The sequence below is a fragment of the Paenibacillus catalpae genome (assembly GCF_900112695.1).
Lineage (GTDB): Bacteria > Bacillota > Bacilli > Paenibacillales > Paenibacillaceae > Pristimantibacillus > Pristimantibacillus catalpae.
Genome location: NZ_FOMT01000003.1, coordinates 799,698 through 819,448 on the forward strand (window position 1 = coordinate 799,698; position 19,751 = coordinate 819,448).

18 protein-coding genes are annotated in these 19,751 nt (G+C 41.9%); 15 read left to right on the forward strand and 3 right to left on the reverse strand.

Annotated features, from left to right (window positions below; genetic code table 11):
- Positions 1–130 precede the first annotated feature (130 nt).
- The 6 genes from BM200_RS17140 to BM200_RS17170 all read left to right on the forward strand — a co-directional run bounded on the left by BM200_RS17140 (position 131) and on the right by BM200_RS17170 (position 5,243).
- Entirely contained in the window at positions 131–322 is a 192-nt protein-coding gene (locus BM200_RS17140) for an aspartyl-phosphate phosphatase Spo0E family protein (RefSeq protein WP_091187632.1), read from the forward strand.
- Positions 323–740: 418 nt separating this feature from the next.
- Positions 741–1,955 (forward strand): Ger(x)C family spore germination protein, encoded by a 1,215-nt coding sequence (locus BM200_RS17145; protein WP_245773062.1) that lies wholly within the window; start codon positions 741–743, stop codon positions 1,953–1,955.
- 252 nt (positions 1,956–2,207) lie between these two features.
- Positions 2,208–3,317, forward strand: a complete 1,110-nt coding sequence (locus tag BM200_RS17155) for a GerAB/ArcD/ProY family transporter (RefSeq protein WP_091187636.1) — start codon at positions 2,208–2,210, stop codon at positions 3,315–3,317.
- 181 nt (positions 3,318–3,498) lie between these two features.
- On the forward strand, positions 3,499–3,795 hold the full coding sequence (locus BM200_RS17160; protein ID WP_139230794.1) for a type 2 periplasmic-binding domain-containing protein: 297 nt from the start codon (positions 3,499–3,501) through the stop codon (positions 3,793–3,795).
- Positions 3,738–3,974 carry a LysR substrate-binding domain-containing protein gene (locus tag BM200_RS30830; RefSeq protein ID WP_425434578.1) on the forward strand — a complete coding sequence of 79 codons (237 nt, stop codon included), beginning with the start codon at positions 3,738–3,740 and terminating at the stop codon, positions 3,972–3,974. The genes BM200_RS17160 and BM200_RS30830 overlap by 58 nt, the downstream gene beginning before the upstream one ends.
- A gap of 102 nt (positions 3,975–4,076) precedes the next feature.
- Positions 4,077–5,243, forward strand: a complete 1,167-nt coding sequence (locus BM200_RS17170; RefSeq protein WP_091187641.1) for a YbfB/YjiJ family MFS transporter — start codon at positions 4,077–4,079, stop codon at positions 5,241–5,243.
- Between the two features lie 116 nt (positions 5,244–5,359).
- On the opposite strand, the gene BM200_RS17175 is transcribed toward BM200_RS17170, so the two are convergent.
- Positions 5,360–5,923: a helix-turn-helix domain-containing protein gene (locus tag BM200_RS17175; protein WP_091187643.1), complete on the reverse strand. Its 564-nt coding sequence runs from the start codon at positions 5,921–5,923 to the stop codon at positions 5,360–5,362.
- Positions 5,924–6,095: 172 nt separating this feature from the next.
- On the opposite strand from BM200_RS17175, the gene tdh reads away from it, so the two are divergent.
- From tdh to BM200_RS17190, 3 genes are all read left to right on the forward strand, one after another.
- A complete protein-coding gene (gene tdh / locus BM200_RS17180) occupies positions 6,096–7,184 on the forward strand; it encodes an L-threonine 3-dehydrogenase (RefSeq protein ID WP_091187644.1) in 1,089 nt (362 codons plus the stop codon).
- Complete coding sequence (locus BM200_RS17185; protein ID WP_091187646.1) at positions 7,177–8,352, forward strand: glycine C-acetyltransferase; 1,176 nt, start codon at positions 7,177–7,179, stop codon at positions 8,350–8,352. Before tdh ends, BM200_RS17185 begins: the two co-directional genes overlap by 8 nt.
- A 121-nt stretch (positions 8,353–8,473) precedes the next feature.
- Positions 8,474–8,998: a DUF2179 domain-containing protein gene (locus tag BM200_RS17190; protein WP_175532901.1), complete on the forward strand. Its 525-nt coding sequence runs from the start codon at positions 8,474–8,476 to the stop codon at positions 8,996–8,998.
- A gap of 900 nt (positions 8,999–9,898) precedes the next feature.
- On the opposite strand, the gene BM200_RS17200 is transcribed toward BM200_RS17190, so the two are convergent.
- On the reverse strand, positions 9,899–10,744 hold the full coding sequence (locus tag BM200_RS17200; RefSeq protein ID WP_175532902.1) for an AraC family transcriptional regulator: 846 nt from the start codon (positions 10,742–10,744) through the stop codon (positions 9,899–9,901).
- A gap of 123 nt (positions 10,745–10,867) precedes the next feature.
- Between BM200_RS17200 and BM200_RS17205 the strand changes: the two genes are divergently transcribed.
- Both BM200_RS17205 and BM200_RS30835 read left to right on the forward strand, forming a co-directional pair.
- A complete protein-coding gene (locus tag BM200_RS17205; protein WP_342716410.1) occupies positions 10,868–13,894 on the forward strand; it encodes a glycoside hydrolase family 2 TIM barrel-domain containing protein in 3,027 nt (1,008 codons plus the stop codon).
- Positions 13,895–14,794: 900 nt separating this feature from the next.
- A complete protein-coding gene (locus BM200_RS30835) occupies positions 14,795–15,202 on the forward strand; it encodes an AAA family ATPase (protein ID WP_425434575.1) in 408 nt (135 codons plus the stop codon).
- Between the two features lie 643 nt (positions 15,203–15,845).
- Here the strand turns inward: BM200_RS30835 and BM200_RS17215 are convergent.
- A complete protein-coding gene (locus tag BM200_RS17215) occupies positions 15,846–16,607 on the reverse strand; it encodes an SDR family oxidoreductase (RefSeq protein ID WP_091187659.1) in 762 nt (253 codons plus the stop codon).
- Between the two features lie 408 nt (positions 16,608–17,015).
- On the opposite strand from BM200_RS17215, the gene BM200_RS17220 reads away from it, so the two are divergent.
- The 4 genes from BM200_RS17220 (at position 17,016) to BM200_RS17230 (ending at position 19,566) form a co-directional block, all read left to right on the forward strand.
- A complete protein-coding gene (locus BM200_RS17220) occupies positions 17,016–17,252 on the forward strand; it encodes a hypothetical protein (protein ID WP_091187661.1) in 237 nt (78 codons plus the stop codon).
- Positions 17,253–17,480: 228 nt separating this feature from the next.
- Positions 17,481–17,618 (forward strand): hypothetical protein, encoded by a 138-nt coding sequence (locus tag BM200_RS30050; RefSeq protein ID WP_175532904.1) that lies wholly within the window; start codon positions 17,481–17,483, stop codon positions 17,616–17,618.
- A gap of 30 nt (positions 17,619–17,648) precedes the next feature.
- Positions 17,649–18,644 (forward strand): zinc-dependent alcohol dehydrogenase family protein, encoded by a 996-nt coding sequence (locus BM200_RS17225; protein ID WP_091187662.1) that lies wholly within the window; start codon positions 17,649–17,651, stop codon positions 18,642–18,644.
- A 622-nt stretch (positions 18,645–19,266) separates the two neighbouring features.
- Positions 19,267–19,566: a hypothetical protein gene (locus tag BM200_RS17230; protein WP_091187664.1), complete on the forward strand. Its 300-nt coding sequence runs from the start codon at positions 19,267–19,269 to the stop codon at positions 19,564–19,566.
- The last annotated feature ends 185 nt before the right edge of the window (positions 19,567–19,751 follow it).

Sequence of the window (19,751 nt, forward strand, 5' to 3'; positions counted from 1 at the left end):
GAAGATCATATGTAATTCCAGTGGTGCTAGAAGAAGTCATGATGGACCAGTCTTTTGTGGCTAATCACACCAACCTTGCTCGCATCCCGTATCTTGGGACTGCCATAAGGGAGATTAAGGGGGCAATGTAATGAATTTGGAAACCGTTTACTTATTAGAGAAGCAGATTGAACATTATAAAAAAGAGCTTTCTAAGCTAGTAACAATTAACGGTAATAATTTACTTCACCCCAATGTTATTGAATTAAGTCAACGAATAGATCATTTATTGATATTATATTGGGAATTGACTTATCTAAATAACAAAAAGAAAAGAAAATAATACCGGGCGAAAAGAACCATTTAAATTATTGTTTTTCTGATACCACTTTCAAATAACTTCAAACTATTTTTGCTTAGTTAATCTTACTTACTCCTCGTCCTTCATATATGGATGACTATAGCCCATCTTATCTTCTCTGAAAAAGCGTAATAGCTTAAATTAAGCACACAATTAAATCATATTTGCACTGAATACAAACTAACGTACGAAGAACTCCTCGCCTGATAAAGACACTGACATTTTGAATAATTTTACATTCACAGTTTATACTATGAAATGCGGTTGTACCTCCTCTGAGTAGTACATGCCTAAGGTGGTCAGATATGTAGTCCAGAGTCCTTTAAATATTGTGAATACAGACAAATTAGTGAACATCGGATAACACGACTGAAAGTTGGTTTTCGAGGTGGGGAATTCCGTGATCCAAAGAGTATTTTTTATTATTCTGACTATGGCACTGTCTTCTTTAACAATAACAGGCTGCTGGGATCGGAAAGAATTAAACGAGGTTGGTATTGCTGTCGCAATAGGTGTAGATACCGCGCCAAAAGACCATCTTAAGGTGACTGCTCAGGTGGTAATTCCATCGGAAGTAGCCTCCAGTCAGTCCGCTGGTAAAGGCGGTACCAGTGTTACGGTTTATGAGGCTGTTGCGCCGACTTTGTTGCAGGCTATACAAAAAATGACTGAAATTAGCCCTCGAAGAGTTTATTTGGGACATATCAGGATGCTCATTTTTGGCGAAAGTTTTGCTCGAAAGGGTATCTCTGAAATAGTCGAAACGATGGTTCGGGAGCCAACGACCCGATCAGACTTCTATGTAGCAGTGGCCAAAGGAAAAAGAGCATCAGATATTTTGAAAGTTACAACCCCTATGGAGAGGATTCCTGCCAATAAGATGTTTGCTTCATTAGATGCTTCGTCGGAATCGTGGGCTCCTACAACCAAGGTGACTATAGATACATTAATGGACAACTTATTGAATAGTGGTTCCACTGTAATGACGGGAATACAGATGGTTGGAGATTTTCAGGACGGTGTAGGAGATAACGAAAAGAATATCGAACAGACACAACCGATTACCCGGTTACGTTTCTCAGGACTGGGGGTTTTTAAGAAGGACCGGTTGATTGGATGGCTTTCTGAAGAAGAAAGTAAAGGTTATAACTATTTTAAAAACCATATTAGAGAAACAGCTGGGTATCTTAATATGCCAGGAGGTGAACGTATTGGACTCCATTTAATTAGAAGCAAAACGGTTATCAAAGGATTAGTAGTGAAGGGCAGCCCTAAAATTCGAGTTAATGTAACGGCTTCACTTCGTTTGACGGAAGTTAAGGGAACGACGATGAAAATTAGTTCCCCACAAGACCTTCGGGATCTCGAACAAAGAAGTAGCGAAAGGATCATTGAGCTAATGGAATTAGCGGTTGACTCCGCGCGTAGAAGGTTTAGGATCGATATCTTCGGTTTCGGACAACTCATTCATGAATCAGATCCGAATGCTTGGAGGAGGCTAGAAAAAAATTGGGATGACACATTTATGACATTAGAAATTGATTACAATGTGAATACGAGAATTGGCAAGATGGGCGCTTTAATGGACACATTTCAGAAAAGTATGAAGGAGTGAATGTATTGTTGGCCTCCGCACTAGTCCTTTGTACTGCTTCTGCTATGGCTTTTCGGGAGTTACCTCGTCTATTCCGGCAAGGGCAGGGGAGAGAGGCTGTCGTTTTTCTATTGATGCTTATTCTAGGTGTTTATTTCAGCTTAATTGCTGTCAATGAGTTGAAAACACCTAGTCCCTTAAAGCTAATTGAGTATATTTATCATCCTGTAAATCAGTTTTTCAGTGGCTGGTTTTGATAAAAGAGGGGATAGTTTGCTGGAAAAAGAAAGACTTAGTTCAAGACAGTTGGTTGTTCTCATTTTTATGTGTACAGTAGGTGACATGTTTCAACTTTATCCTTCTCTACTTGCTTCCTTAGCACATCAGGATGCATGGATCTCTTCGTTACTAGGGATTATTGGAGGTTTATTTGTGATTGCCTGTCTGTATGCAGCAGATCGAATCTATCCGGACTTGTCGTTGATTGAAACATGCATGAAGGTACTTGGTGTTGTACCAGGGTTTATCCTTTCCATTTGGTATCTCTTTTACTTCCTGATGGTTTGTTCCTATCTTGTACGGGAGATTGGGGGGTTTCTGACTACACAGATCTTTATGTCTACCCCGCACAATGTTGTACATTTATTAATTATTTTACTAATGCTTTGGGCGATGAAGGCGGGAATAGAGGCTATTGGAAGAAGCAGCGAAATTATACTTCCTTTTTTTCTAATGGCAGCCGCCATTCTTGTTTTGTGTGTGCTACCACAAGTTGAATTCCATCGCTTGAAACCAGTTGGGGAACACGGGTTACTACCTATCATCCATGGGATGCTGACTGGATTTACGTTTCCATTTTGCGAAATGTCAGCGTTTCTTATGATTACTCCACATGTTAACAGACAACCTCATTTATCAAGGGACGTGCTGTTTGTAACGATTGCAGCCGGACTTATATTTTCAATTATTACAACGGTTTCTCTTACTGTCTTAGGTACAAATTTGACGGCATATAGCACCTATTCCATGTATGTGTTGGCTCAAAAGATTAGCATAGGTAATTTCTTGCAAAGAATTGAAGTGCTAATGGCTATTACTTATTTAATTACAACGTTTTTTAAAGTGGTCATATTTTTTTATGCCTTTACAATTGGCATAGCGCAGCTTTTTAAACTAAAACAAAAAAAACCTCTCTATTTTCCGGGAGGGCTTCTGATCTTTGGCTTGGCTTTTGTCATAGCTCCTGACGTACTTTATTACCTAAGAACGATTGTAACCCCATGGATGTATTGGGATTTGACCAATGGGGTACTTATACCACTATTCATTTCTTTGGTCTATATTGTTAAAAGAAAATTCAATAAACACCCTGTGCCTCACTAAGACGGGCGAAAGAATAACTTCAAGTTCAAAAAAATTGGATAAGAAAGAGTATCCTGTCTGTAATTACAGACAGGAACAGATGAATGATATTTATCAGACATCTACAAATAAGATATTAGATATCATTTTTTCGCATTTTTCATGATAGCTAAATGGCGGTATACTTTAAGAAGAAATCGCCGTGAAGTTCATAAGAGGCGAACAGTTAATACCAGTGATCAGTAAGGCTTTTGCTTCTGTACAGGGAATGGTGGCGGAACCGGCGGATATCAAATACCTAATTATTTGGATTCCTTTATGGTACGAAGATATCTATGCTTTCTTCTCATGCGATCATCCTTTGGCAAAAGTCGGAAAAATAACGTTAAATAATATTGCAGATGAACCGTTTATCGCAATGAAAAAAGGATCATACCGAAGATTACATTCGAAAGCGACGAAGTTGCGACTGCAGCAGGGCTTGTCGCAGCAGGTTTAGGTGTATCTCTCTTGGCGAATACGGCATTTAACAAAGATAAAATCGCAAAAGTTCGACTACATGAACCAAATTGTCAACGTAGTATTGGACTTGCTTCAATAGAAGGGCGATATTTATCGCCCGTTGCCTTAAAGTTTAAGCAATTTATCGTTGATTATTTTGAGCGAAATCAACTATAAATGACTAACATCGTCCGCGAATTTACAACATGAATGGAATGGACAGATTGGTGAGAAGGTCAACCAGAATTGGATGCTGTCCAAAGAGAAGAGGAATGCATAATGAGAAAACCTACCTTAATCGTACTACTCGGTGGGATAGCAGCTATGATGGTTGCGATGGGAATTGGAAGGTTCGCATTTACTCCTATCCTGCCGATTATGATGGAACATCATTTATTCTCAGCAACTGGTGCAGGGTATTTGGCTTCAAGCAATTATTTAGGATATTTATTAGGCGCTTTTGTTCTGACCTTAGTTCAGGTGAAAAATCGATCCATGCTATTATTTGTCGGACTAATCATAAGTATTGCAACAACGTGGGGAATGGGGGAATTTCATAGTCTCGAATTGTGGCTATTGCTTCGGTTCTTATCTGGTCTGGCAAGTGCTGTTGTGTTTGTCATCGCTTCAAGCATGATTATGGATCGAGTAACTTCCATGCAAGCCGGAATATTCTATGGGGGAGTGGGAGCAGGCGTGTTTCTGACCGGTATTTCTGTACCGTTGCTTGCTCATAACGGAGCATGGATTGACATCTGGAAAGGTCTTGGTCTAATCAGCCTCATCTTGGGATTGGTATCTTGGTACGGATTAGGTGGAATTCAAAAAGGTGCGAAATTGGTTTCAACTACTAATAACCCAACATCTCCTGCTATTCGACGAATCTTAATTTGTTTAACAATTGCCTATGGACTTGAAGGTTTGGGATACATTGTGACCGGTACTTATCTTGTCGCCTACGCTAAGTCGGTGTCAAGCATACCGAATATCGCGTCCCTTAGTTGGATGCTTGTTGGGATCGCTGCCGCACCTTCTTGTGTTATTTGGTCGATGCTTTCTTCTCAATGGGGGAAGAAGTGGATGTTGACCGTCGCTATGCTTCTACAATCCATAGGAATTGCACTTCCTGTCGTTTCTCCTTCTAAAGCTTCTATATTCGTAGGGGCTATCCTATTCGGTGCAACCTTTATGGGTATTACGATGTTGTTTGTTGCTTATGCCAAAGATATATACCCGCAGAATAACCGCAGAATAATCGGTTTATTGACTACGTCCTTTGGCCTCGGGCAAATTATCGGACCGCTTATTGCAGGTCATTTGATATCGGGCAATGGTAGTTACTTGACTGCTTTAATTGGAGCAGCTTTAATTGTATTCTTAGGTGCTATGAGCTTGCCACTTGGCATCGGTAGTGCTGACCGGCAGAGGCTAAAAATTGCAAGGTAGCGGAGAATTTCGCATCGCAAAAAAGCAATCGAACATAACAGTAGAGGGAGCTTGCCATATGGCAAGCTCCCTCTTTTTAAGCCTACTTTCCTATACCCCGGGGGTTAAAGCAACTTTTATACAGGATAGCAAATAATGGTGTTGAACTTCGTTTTCTCATCGGCAATGTTTTCATAGACATGAGGTTGATCCGCTGAAAAATGAATGGCGTCTCCCGCCTTCAATGCGTATGCTTCATCCTGGATACGTAGTTTCAACGCACCGCTGGTCATTAATATATATTCCTCGACGCCTTCATAATGGGCCTCAGAGGCATATGTACAACCAACGTCAATTTCAACGGAATAGATTTCAAATTGTTTATTTTGCTCAAAAGGAACGATGGGAAATGATCGGTATTTTCCGTCCTCCTCTAACAAGGGTTCGATCTCATCGAGGCGGATATGGGTTACTTTTGGGACATTATCCTCAATTAACGAAGTAAAGGAAATATGCAGTCCATTAACGATTTTCCACAAAATTGAAATGGTGGGATTTGAATCACCACGCTCTATTTGTCCGAGCATCGCTTTGCTGACGCCTGTAAGTTCTGCGACCTGATCCAGGCTAAGGGATCTTGCTTTACGAATATTTTGAAGGTTCTTTCCTATTTTTCTATGAATTTGTTGTTCTTGAGCCATGGATATGCTCCTCTCTTTCCAGTACATCAAGTATAAAGCAAATTTAGCATAGCTTCGAATTATTTTCAAATTTATCTGTACAATATATGGTCCATATGTATAATATATTGTATACGTTATAACGCACGAAATGATGTTATACTGTCCATTTTGCTTATAAGGGGGTATGTAAATGAAAGGTACGATGATCGGGTTAGTTAAAGAGGTAAGGGCACCTGGGGCGGTATTAAGGGAAATTCCGATTCCAGAGTGTGGCCCCGACGAAGTGCTTGTTAAGATAAAAGCAACCTCCATTTGCGGGACGGATGTACATATCTACAGATGGGACCAATGGGCGGAAAGCGTAGTCGTTACTCCGAATGTGTTTGGTCATGAATTCGCTGGTGTGGTTGAAAAGGTTGGCAGTCAAGTGAGTAATGTAAAAATGGGGGATCACGTTTCCGCAGAAGGTCATATGGTTTGTGGCGTTTGTAAGGCTTGTCGCACGGGAAACGCACACGTATGCCCGTATACAGTAAGCTTCGGCATCACTGCGCCAGGCTGTTTTGCGGAATATGCAGTTGTTAAGGCGTCGAATATCATTATCAATAAAAAAGATATGCCTTTTGAGATCGCATGTCTGCAGGATCCTCTCGGAAATGCCGTACAAACCGTTTTGTCAGGCGACATCGTGGGGAAGTCCGTCATCATTATCGGTACAGGTCCGATTGGTTTAATGGCAGTTACCGTTGCCAAGGCCAGTGGGGCAGGGATGGTGATAGCTGTGGATGTGAATCCGTATCGGTTGTTGCTTGCTAAGAAAATGGGTGCAGACTATACCATCAACAGCCGAGAAGAATCTATGGTCGATGCGATTCGCTCCTACACGGGAGGCGAAGGGGCTGAAGTTGTCCTAGAAATGTCAGGATTCCCCGATGCCATTCGTGATGGTTTTGAGGTATCCGCCTCCGCGGCTCGTGTATCTTTACTTGGCATACCAACGCAAGAGGTGCCTCTTGATTTATCGCGACATATCATTTTCAAAGGTTTACGAGTGGAAGGGATTACAGGACGACGCATGTACCAGACTTGGTATCAATTAAAAGGTCTATTAGAACAGAATCGTATTGATTTAAAACTACTAATTACCCATACCTTCTCGCTAGAAGATTATGAAAAAGCATTTGAACTGATGATATCAGGACAATGTGGAAAAATCGTTTTTTTACATGACACAGATGAATCTTTGTCATCATTAAAGGAGTGTGTGATCCATGGCTGATTGGAATACATTAGAGCAGGAGTTGGAGCAATTAAAGAAGGAAGGGCGTTATCGTCCTCTAACCGTATGGGAAAGCGGTTCAAATGCATGGATGACGTTGAAGGGACGCTCTGTTCTGCAAATGTCGTCTAACAATTATTTGGGGCTAACGAATCATCCTAGAATGAAAAAAGCGGCCATCCAGGCTATAGATAAATATGGAGTTGGAAGCGGTTCCGTGCGTACCATTACAGGTACGCTTGATATTCAACATTATTTTGAGCTTGAACTTGCACGATTTAAAGGAACTGAAGCTGCCCTTGTGTTTCAATCGGGTTTCACTGCCAATCAAGGTGTTCTAGGATCGCTGCTTGGAGCTGAGGATGTCGTGATTAGTGATGAGTTGAATCATGCAAGTATTATTGATGGCATTCGTTTGACGAAAGCGCACCGAAAGGTTTTTGCTCATAAAAACATGGATCAGTTGGAAGCAGCTTTACAAGCTAGCGCTGGCTTTAAGAAGCGTATTGTTGTGACGGACGGTGTATTCAGCATGGATGGCGACATCGCACCGCTGCCGACAATTGTAGAACTTGCTGAGAAATACGATGCATTTGTATACGTAGATGATGCTCATGCGAGCGGTGTGCTCGGTAAGAATGGGAAAGGTTCGACGGACCATTTTGGACTGCATGGTCGCGTACACATCCAAATCGGCACACTTTCGAAGGCTATTGGAGCTGTTGGAGGTTATGTTGCTTGTGATCAAATTCTTAAAGATTATCTAATCCATAAAGCGCGTCCTTTTCTATTCAGCACCTCCCAAGTGCCTGCGGTAACAGCTACTTGCTTTGCTGCAATTCGAGTGCTGCAGCAAAGTGGAGACCTTATCGAAAAACTTTGGGAAAATGCAACGTATTTTCGTTCAAAAGTGCAGGCGCTTGGGTTTAATACCGGAATGAGTGAAACACCGATTATACCAATTATCGTGGGGAATCCTGCGTTGACGATGAAATTCTCTGATTTGCTGTTGCAGGAAGGTGTCTTTGCTCAAGGAATTGTCTATCCGACCGTGGCGATGGATAAAGGACGTGTTCGTTTTATTATTACAGCTAAGCATACACGTGAGGATCTTGATTTTGCACTGAATGCGTTACATCATGCAGGAAGACAGCTTAGTCTTATATAGAAAAATCTAGGGACTAATTCTATGATGCCCATACTCATTCTTACAGTATTATTTCATGCATGGCATCCTGCTCGACTCGTGAAACAACCAATAAAAAGATAATAGGGGGATGGTTGGAAGAATGAATTGGGATCTAATCAGTATATTTGTTTTTGAATTTCTATTTGTAACTGTAATGACATTTAGATGGATTATTCTTGTAAAGGGCAAAAAGTACACCTCAGCGGCAATTTGTATTTTGGAGCAGTCCTTAAATATTGTTGCTCTAAGCATGGTAGTAACTCAATTTGATGACCCTTTGAGGATCATTGTTTACGCATTGGGCTATGCAACCGGATCCATTGCCGGTAGTATGATTGAAGAAAGACTAGCACTAGGATATACTCAACTTCAAATTATCACATCCATTTCTACTAATTTGCCTCAGCAGCTGCGGGAACTTGGTGGTATCGGGGTTACCGAATGGACAGTTCTGGGAAAAGAACAAGAGCGGTTGATGATGATGGTTGTCATTCGTCGCAAGTGGGCGGTACGTCTGCTTGACAGAATTCAAGAAATTGAACCGGAAGCATTTATCGTGGAGATGGCGCCGCAAGCATATCGAGGGGGATATATACCCAGACAGGTAAAAACTAGATTTTTTTGAATAAAAACTACCTAATTAAATTCTAATCGCCTTGGGACACTGCACCGTAAGGCGATTTTTGATTTTATCAAATACCTTAAAAAGTAATTCTATCAGTGGTAGTGTTCTCAAAAGTGATTTATACGCAATATAGAAAAACTGGTTCACTAATAAACGAATGCATGATGAGAATGTACGTTAGGAACTGCGTATTTCTGTGCTAACGGAAGCAAGAAGTATCCATTTGAATATTGAACCAAAATGAATTCGTTGCCATGCAGGTTAAACCGTCAAAAACCGCTAATGAACATTATTTTAGAGTTTACAATCCACTGCGGTAGGCGTAATATTCCTCATATACCAGACAATAGCTTTCTATCAGGAGTGATCCTATTATATGATCTTGCACGCTGAGCCTTACTCTAGACCTAGACTCTTAGCCATTCATCAAAAAATAGCTTATGTCGAAATCTTTATCTGTCATCCTGTACGACCATACCCGAGCAAGAAGCCGGCCCCGCCGCCACGTGTCATTTGGCTCCATCTCTATAGTAGCGGCTGGTCAGGATGGGCATCCTGTCCGTTTCCATCTGCTTACAGCCATATTGACCCCGTACAGTGGGCATCAGTTTTCTCCAAATGGAAAGGCCTTTCCGTTGAAGAAAGTCTGGAGACCTTTTCTAACCATGACGATTCCCATGATATGATCAGAAATAAATTGGCAAAAACTGCCTTGCTAAATATGTTTGAAAATGTTGACCACAGGATAAAGCATAAAGTGCTTATGGATGAAGCGATATCTTATTGCTACTATCGAATTAATTAATAAAGGTATGATCAATAAACAGCCGTACAGTTCAACACTGTACGGCTGTTAGTCTATCCATTTTCACTTCGAGTTTAATAACGCTCTATTTTCATTTACTCTTTAAATTCAAAAGGTACTTCTCTGAATTCCTTTGGAGTAACGCCAAATTTTAGCCGAAAGGCACGGGAGAAATAAACGGTTTCCATTCCGACCTGTCTGGCAATTTCAGTTACAGGCCATTCAGGATGAGCTTTTAGCAGTCTGGCTGCGCCTAGTAATCGCTGCTTTTTCAAATATTGGAGCGGAGTCGTATGGTAAGTGCTAAGAAACAGCCTTGTCAGCTGTTTCCGCGAGTAACCAAGTTGCTCGGCTAAGCTGGTGATAGTCGTTTCGGGACGGTTCACATGATCGCGCAGGAAACGGGCAGCCGCATGGGCTACGGTGTTTGTACCTTGAAATTGACGGTCAGTTGAGCTCTTATGGCGCTGCTTCACTATTTCGGATAGGAAAGAGAGAAATAACTCGGATGACCGCCAGTAATCATGGTTGGCGCCAGACTGACACCATATTTGTTCAATTAGATCAAATAAACGGTCTGTTTGCTGTGCTATGAATAACTTGGGCACATCTCCCAACTTCCATGCGCGAAGCGCCTCGGCTTCTGCAGAGAAACTAATGAAGCCGACATTCCAAGGCTCATAGCCTTCTGAGATATATTCATGTGGTATATCTGCCGGTATATACAGAATTTGATTAGCGTTACAAATGTCCCATTTAGACTGTCCGAGTAGCCTAAACCTGCCTTTTCCGGAGAAAGTAACGATCAACTGGTAAGCCGAAAATCCTTCCATACGTACCGTCGCTTGCTGCTCTTCAGTTCCGACTGTATAGACGGAGAATAGAAGCCTCTCTTCTACATGCTCTGACAACACATTAGTTCGGAGTGTAAGCAGTTTCATCGTCATCCTCCTTCCGCATCCTATGTCCCTTTTATACTATAAAATGTCGCTTTTGGTTTCTACTACGAACAGTATATCAGAATTTATACTAGAGGATAGTAACACATGATAAAGGAGACGCAGATGATGATTAATATACCGAAGCTTTGGGAAAATCTTGAGGTCATGCATCTAAACAGAGAGGATGCTAGAACGGCTTTCGTACCGTATGCAGACGCTGAAGCGGCTGCTTCCGGCAAACGAGGACATTCACCATTTTATCGGACTTTGAATGGCAATTGGGCTTTTCGTTATTTTAACAGTGTCTATGATGTTAAAGAGCCGTTTTATGAAACGGATGCGAATGTAGGGAATTGGGATAGCCTTATTGTTCCTTCATGCTGGCAAACGAATGGATATGATCAAATGCAATATACAAACTTCAATTACCCGATCCCTTGTGATCCGCCATTCGTACCGGAGGAGAACCCGGCTGGCGCTTACGTGCGTGAATTCCATGTTCCTGACACTTGGATTGGTAAACAAACGCATATCGTATTTGAAGGTGTTAATTCCTGCTTCTACTTATGGGTGAACGGCCAACTCGTCGGCTATAGCCAAGGCAGTCGTGTGCCAGCGGAATTTGATCTGACGGCATTCGTAAAACCGGGTGCTAACAAGGTTGCCGTCCTCGTACTCAAATGGTGCGACGGAACGTATATTGAAGACCAGGATTGCTGGCGCTATACGGGTATTTTCCGCGATGTCTATCTGCTAGCCCGGGATGCGAAACGAATCCGAGATATTGAGCTCAAGCAGGACTCGAATGAGGATTTCTCTAAAGCGATAGTCAATGTCGCAATCGAGACGGCCGGCGGGGACGTCACGGTGAAATTGGAGCTAAACAATGCTGAAGGGGAAGTGATAGCATCTGGCGAGGGCAGTGTTCATGACTCAGGAACGATCGGTCTGGAGCTTGCTAATCCGATTCTCTGGAATGCGGAAAACCCATATTTGTATCGACTGGTTGTCCATGCAGGGGAAGAGGTTCTTTCATTTGCGGTAGGCTTCCGCCGAATCGAGATTATCGATGGTGTATTCCGTATTAATGGGGCGGCTGTGAAACTGAAAGGCGTAAATCGCCATGATTCTCATCCAGTGCTTGGCCAGACTATCCCAATCAATCATATGATCAAAGATTTGAATCTTATGAAACGTCACAACATCAATACGATCCGCACCTCTCATTATCCGAATGATCCGCGTTTCCTTGATTTGTGCGATGAATATGGTTTTTACGTTATTGATGAGGCCGATCTGGAATGCCATGGTATAGCAAGTGCGGCACCATGGAAACCGGGATCGTTCCATACACTGTCAACCAACTCGGCATGGCGCGATGCCTTTATTGACCGTGCGGTTCGTATGGTAGAGCGAGACAAAAATCATGCTTGTATCGTAATGTGGTCTATGGGCAATGAATCCGGTTATGGAGAAAACCATATCGCTATGCAGGATTGGACACGTCGCCGTGATCCTTCGCGTCCTGTTCATTACGAAGGTGCCGCACACGTGTATAAGGGCAATCCAAATGTCGAAACGCTTGATGTGAACAGTCGGATGTATGCTTCGGTAGAAGAAGTTCAACAATACGGTGCCGACCCTGCCAATACGAAGCCGTTATTCCTGTGCGAATACAGCCATGCGATGGGCAACGGCCCTGGCGACCTGAAAGAATATTGGGATGTGTTCTACGCTTATCCGAAATTAATGGGTGGTTGTGTATGGGAATGGAATGACCATGGGGCATTGACCTATACCGCTGAAGGTAAACCGTTCTACGCTTATGGCGGCGACTTTGGCGATAAGCCCAATGACGGTAATTTCTGCCTCGACGGTCTCGTCACACCGGATCGTAAACCGCATATCGGATTACTTGAGTTGAAGCAGGTCATTACACCTGTTGTAATTGAAGCTGTGGGTCAGCAGCAGGGATTGTACAAAGTGACCAATCTATACGATTTCATTGACCTGTCAGGCGTTGTCCTGCACTGGAAGCTCGAGAATACAGCCGGTCGCATACTGAAGCAAGGTCAAATTACGCAACTTGATATCCAGCCTAAGCAATATGGCACGATTCAATTGGACGAGGTGTCCTCCTATAAAGGTGGAGGCATCCTGACATTCTCCGTTAGACAGAAGAATGAGACGGTATGGGCTGAAGCTGGTTACGAATTATCTTTTGCCCAATTCGAATATGACGCTCCGCAGGCTCCTGCTGTACACGCGACTGTCCCCGCTATTACAGCAAAAGAAGAAGATGAGTCACTCCTATTGGAAGGAGAAGGGTTCCGCCATACCTTCAACCTGCGTAAAGGAACATTAACAGGCCTCTCCAAGCACGGTATCGAGTTGCTGACAGCCCCGGCTTCCTTCACGATCTGGAGAGCACCAACCGATAACGACCGGAATGTAAAAGTCAAATGGATCGCTGAAGGTTATGATCGTGTCGGCATGAAGGTGTATGGCACTTCTTGGTCGCAACCAGATGAGTCTACTGTAGAAGTAAAAGTAAGTTTTGCATTAAGTGGCTATATTTTCTACCCCATTCTAAAAGGCGAGGCCGTATGGCGTTTCGACGGCAATGGTGTAGCAACATTGTCCGTTTCTGTTGATGTGCGCGAAGAACTTGTGTTCCTGCCACGTTTTGGCCTACGTTTGGAAATGTCGGAAGCAACCGAAGAGATTGAATATGCCGGATTTGGTCCGCATGAGAGTTACGTGGACAAACGCCGCAGCGCGAAAAAAGGCGTGTATTTGACGATGGTTGACGATATGTTCGAGAATTACATATTCCCTCAGGAAAATGGTTCGAGATACGGTACGGAATGGATGGTCGCATCAAATGAACAAGGCATGGGCCTCAGATTTGAGCAGGTTAGTGGGGCTTTCTCCTTTAATGCAAGCCGCTATACTCCGGAAGAGTTGACAGAGAAGACTCATTCGCATCTTCTTAAGAAAAGTGGTAAGACAATTGTTCATGCTGATTACAAAATGAGCGGCGTAGGATCGAATTCCTGCGGTCCCGAGTTGCTTCAGCAATACCGTCTAGATGAGAAGTCGTTCACCTTCGACATCCGCATCGTTCCGGTATTCAAGGAAGATTATTAAAAGGCATTCTGGAAGGATGGAGCAGAGTGCTCCATCCATTATATTATTATTAACTAAATAACGGTTCCAGGATGCTCCTGTAACTAAAGATGCTTTCTGGGCGATGTCTACGCCTACGACAAGGTGAGAAACGGTAATGTTTTTAATGAGTTGATGTTGCTTGTCTTGTGCCTTAAACTTTATAGTAGAGCGACCTCCTGATGGGCTTTTTGAGGCTTTTGACCTCGTGCGTAACCCATCGTACAGAGGCGCTCATTTTTGTTCAAACTCCAAATTATTCGTTTTACAGGAATTCTAACGGGAGACAATAGCTCAACACACGATAGCAGCCGACGTAATAACCTGTTGTAACATTACTTATATGAAAATAAAGCTACCAGGTCCTTAATCGAGTCTGGTGTTAGATCCAGGCTTTGGGAATGTCGCTATTGATTTCAGCTTTTCGAATATCACTGTTTAATATTCAGTAAGTGCTTTGTATTTTTGTAGTTTTACCGATGTTTAAATGACTTTCGACTGTCTGTATCTATAAGTGTCAGGAAACAAAAAACATTCCTTATAAAGTGTGGGGTGAGTATTACCCATATAGTAATTGGAAAGGCACTTTGAAATAACTTCAGGAAATCTATGACCAAGCATTAAAAGATAGGGAAGATGAATTAATTAGAGAAAAAGAAGAGAAACAAATAAGAGAGCAGAAGCGACAGCAGATCAGCTTAGAAAATCTGCAGAAAGATTAAAGGAGTGATAAATAGTAAGTATGAGGTTTAAAATTCTGTTATTGTGACAATACTTCTAGGTATTAAGTGATTTTTGGAGGTTATTGTCCTGAGTCAACAACTAAGCTACGAGAAAACTCATCTCTTAATATCCAACTTTCTGAATGAGAGTAACGATAAAGTGTTTTGCTTTTTGACAGCAGAACATACAATTGGGAATTCTTTTGTACTTAAGAGGTACTGCAAGGATAATGTTTATGCAATTTATATGAATCTAATGTCTACTAGATCTACTAAATCGTTGATACTTCAATTGTTGCATGCGATAGAAGTTCCTTTTGTAAAACAATATCAAAATGATTACTTGGTCCACCTGTTATGTTCGGAACTGATGAGAAAGAAGATCTCTCACTTTGTTTTTGATAATATACAAGAATTAGAAGCTAGCAAAAATATCTTCGAGATATTCGAGTTATTAAGATATCTAAATATTAATACGGATGTTCAATACATTTGTGTAGGCTCTAACATGTCGGAGAGCTTATCTACAGAAATTACTAGGCGTAGCGAATTTTTAAACGTAATCTAATAAACTTAGAGTTCTCCGCTAATAAGAAATCCCGATCAGCACTGCTGATCGGGATTTTTGTGTTGAATTAATACTGCTTTAAGCTCTATACATTTCATGTATAAATATGCAAAGCGACATATGCGGATATTCTCAGAAATTAAGAAAACCGGGCTTATTATAAAGCTTTTTAGAAATCGCTTTCTCAGTAATTATGAAAGCGATTATTGATAAATCAAGCTTTTTCCTTAGTGTATTTTCAGCAATTCTGACGTCACACACCGACTGTGTGACGTCAGAATTATTGAGAAGAACATCAAAATTAAAGAGAAGAAATTTTCAAAAATACTAAGAAAATGCCTTGGGATGAATATTAATGCATTAATATGTATAATCAAGAGGGTTGATGTTTTGGAGTAAATTAACACAATATTAGAACATGAATTAGAACAGCATTTGTTGGATCAATTTATGGTTTCGGTTAAAAAGGGAAAAGTAGGAGATTTGTTAGGAAACGTCGAATTTCTAATATTATTGTCACATAGCTCTTTAGATAATAATGGAAGGTAAGTATGGGTTTGAGTATTGAAATGAAGCGAGCGCTCTCCCGTTATATTGGGAAAACGCTCGCTGTATTAACACGATTATCCACTAATCACCATAATTACCAAGGTAACTCTGTGTCCATATGATAGAACTTGCCTGTCGGTCCGTCCGAAGGCAACGTGGCAAGCATCACGCTTGTTTTACTGCCATCTTCAAGATTCATATCAGCGTATTTACCGCCCATCGGAGTCTTCACCCAACCAGGATAAGCAGAATTCACTTTGATTGGTGTTTCCTTAAGCTCATGTGCAAGATGAGTGGTAAAGGTATTCATAGCTGCCTTCGAGGCATCGTAAGCTAGAAGTTTGACATCGTAAATTGGAGCAGTGGGATTGGAATGCAGGGTATTCGATCCAAGCGCACTTGACACATTAACAATTCTTCCGGCAGGGGCTTTGCGAATCAACGGCAGCAGTAGCTGAGTTAATTCAACCATGCTGAAAAAATTGGCATCGAAGGTTTCACGCAAAACTGCCGGCGAAACTGTACTTGTTTCATTAATGGGCGCAAGATCCTCAATCTCTATCTGTATCCCGGCATTATTAATTAACATATCAAGCTTACCGTACCGCTGTTCAAAGAAATTGTAGGCAGCCTGAAGGTCTTCGGCTAGATTAACGTCCAATTTGATACTTTCAACCTGGATTCCCTCCGAACGAAGTGTATCCTCAGCAACTCTCCCTTTCTCCAAATCGCGCGATCCAATAACTACAGTGGCGCCAAGTTTGCCTAATTGGCGTGCTGTTTCCAATCCGATACCACGATTTCCTCCAGTAATAAAAGCAACCTTGCCGTCCATATTGTTCCCTTTTGTAGTCATTTTTTGTTATTCTCCTTCAAGATCTATTTTATATAGCCCTTTGACCTAGCCTTGATGATTATTAAGATTGGCCTCCACTTTAAATTAGTACCGCTTCGAATTATCGGGAATGATCATTCTAATTATGTTAAAAAAATTTTCCTTAGACTGCTAAAGCGGTTTAATGATGATTTCCTCCTTCTCGTTGTCTTTGTCGCTGTAATCACTACACGCAATTCAAGCAGCGCAATTCAAGCAGTGACAGTTCTACTGCCCTGTCCGCAAACCTATATTAACATATTGAGAACGATCGGTAAAGAATGATTTAGATTTTAATAAAAACAAACTAATAAGCAAAAAAAAGGCTCTGCTGAGTAAGCAGAGCTGAAATTATTTGGAGGCGTCGGCGAACAAACGAATCTTACCGAAATGGAAGTTCCAAGCAAATATTTTGATATCGTTAGAGACATTCCAGACGGACCGAGCAAGCTTGGCAACGTTGGATATGTCTATGCAAGCTTCGCCAAAGATCTTCGCGAAGGCACGCATGTAACACCTGATTTCGCGCATGCTGTTAAGCGCCACCGTTTGGCGGATGCGATTACGAAAGCGAATGAGACAGGTACAGCGCAGAAAGTAGATAACTCTAATCCGTTCAAAGGTTGATAAGAAATGTGGAACATCATCGGGTTATTGATGCATGCCTATATGACCGAGGCATTTACTTGTCGACGTTCTATTTCAACGAACTTGGTATCTTGACTTTAGTAACCGGCTTTGCTTTCTTGCTGCTGGGAATTTCCTATTTTCGTCGTTGTCATAATCTACGGTTCCGTTTATATGCTCGAGCATAATTCGATGTATCGCAGCCTAACGATCGGAGGTCGTGATAAATTGAAAACGTCCATGCAGAAGCTGCTGCAGGATACCTCAGCCGATGAGATTATTATCACGACCCAAATCTATGATCATAAAGACCGGCTTCGTAATTGGTTTCGAATCGCAGTTCTTATATATTTCAATATAAATTAACTCAAGTACCGAAGGAAGGGAGATCCATTCATGACGATATCTACAATGAAAGCCGCGATTTTGGAGCAATTTAAAGAACCTTTTACAATCAGAGAGACTCCACGGCCTGTTGCACGAAAGGGGGAGGTGCTTGTTAAAATCAAAGCGAGCGGTGTGAACCCACTTGATTTAAAAATACGCGATGGCGTAGCCGCACATACCCGTACAACGACCCCTGCAATTTTGGGGCTTGATATGGCAGGGATTGTCGAAGAAGTTGGAGAAGGTGTTTCTGGATTCGAACCTGGAGATGCTGTTTTCGGCATGACTGGCGGCGTCGGCGGTATTCAAGGTTCTTTGGCAGAGTTTGCCGCGGTGGATGCAGCTTTACTGGCTAAAATGCCGTTAAAAATGTCGATGCGAGAAGCAGCTGCATTGCCGTTGATCGCCATTACCGCATGGGAAGCTCTCATTGATCAAGCAAAGGTCCAGTCGGGACAAAAGGTGCTCATTCACGGTGGAGCGGGGGGCGTCGGTCATATTGGCATCCAGCTTGCCAAGATGCGAGGTGCTGAAGTGTTCGCGACCGGATCTGAAGCGAGTCAAACTGTCATCAAAGGCCTAGGTGCCACGCCAATCAATTATACGGTCGCATCGGTTGAAGACTATGTGCTAGCGCATACTGAAGGAGAAGGCTTCGACGTCGTGCTGGATACCGTAGGGGGCATAACGTTGGATAATTCTTTCCATGCCGTTAAAAAGTATACGGGTCACGTGGTAAGTATACTGGGCTGGGGAACGCATAGTCTCGCGCCTCTTTCTTTCCGTGCGGGAACGTATTCGGGTGTATTTACACTCATGCCTTTACTTACTGGCAATGGGCGCGCGCATCATGGCGAGATTCTCCGCGAAATTGCGGCATGTTATGACAAAGGTTTGTTAAAACCAATTTTGAACGAGCGGTTATTTACTTTTGATCAAATTGAGGATGCTTATCGCGCTATGGGTGAAAAGCAAGTCGGAAAAATTGTAGTGAGTATCGAGTAACGGATAAGGTAAATACGAAAGTCATAGCAGGTAGGTCATCCTATACATTAAAAAGTGCTGTCTGTGGTGTTTGTACGACAGCACTTTTTTTGTTTGTGTTTGTTCTTATAGCGTGCCATGTGTAAATCGACTACGACAAATTGTCGCTGTGAGGTGAGCGAGGTAAATCATGTTGGATATGTTCATTTCTAAGGTTCTGAACTCATCCTGTAGTAGTTGATTACCTAAAGGTCTAGTTCAGGTTCACAAACGTAATATGGAGTCAAAAGAAGAAGCAGAGGCGCTACTGATAGTGGGAATTTCTTGTTAAGCTACAATGAAAGAACGCAATTACCTCCATAATCTGAGGTATCGCATGAGCGTGTGTCTTACTTTGAGTTTATATCTAAAATGAACGCATTCAGTGAATTTCCAGCAGGTGATACTTGAGAACACTTCACCGGATCGTTACGCTAAACGGGAGACTTTAGTTCAACGTTCAGGAGCAGTTTGCCAAAGCGGAAACTGCTCTTTGTGTCGCTAATACGAGTGGGCAGGGATAGTTTAAGGGTTTGAGAAACTTTCCAATAAATACCTCGTCTAATAAGTGAAAGATAATTTTCATAAAAGTGAGTGTTGGTTCATGAAAATAACTGAATGGTCGGGGTTCTTGAAATTTAAGCTAATACTATTATTGTTTGGCGGCGTGCTTATCTTTTTAATTGCAGCATTATTCTATTTTTATGTACTTCGTGGAGTTCCCGTTAATCCTGACATCATTATAATTAACAAATCAGAAATAACGGACGGTAAATTGGTGTTTACCGGTATTACTGAATCCAGTGCATCAGCGTATAGCGGTTATACCATGCAAGAAAAAGACGGAAAGCTACTACTCACCATTAGATATGTAAGTGCCGACAAAGTGGCACCCAAATGGTGATTTTCGCATAGAGATTCCACAGAAAGATATTACAGCTATTCAGCAGGTTTATCTACAAGGTAAAGAAACAGTGAAAAACTAGTGTGGACAAGGGCTTCAACTAACAATGTATAACTATGCAAAGTGACATTTTGGGATATCCTTAGGAATTATGAAAACCAGGCTTCAATAAGCCATTTTCGGAA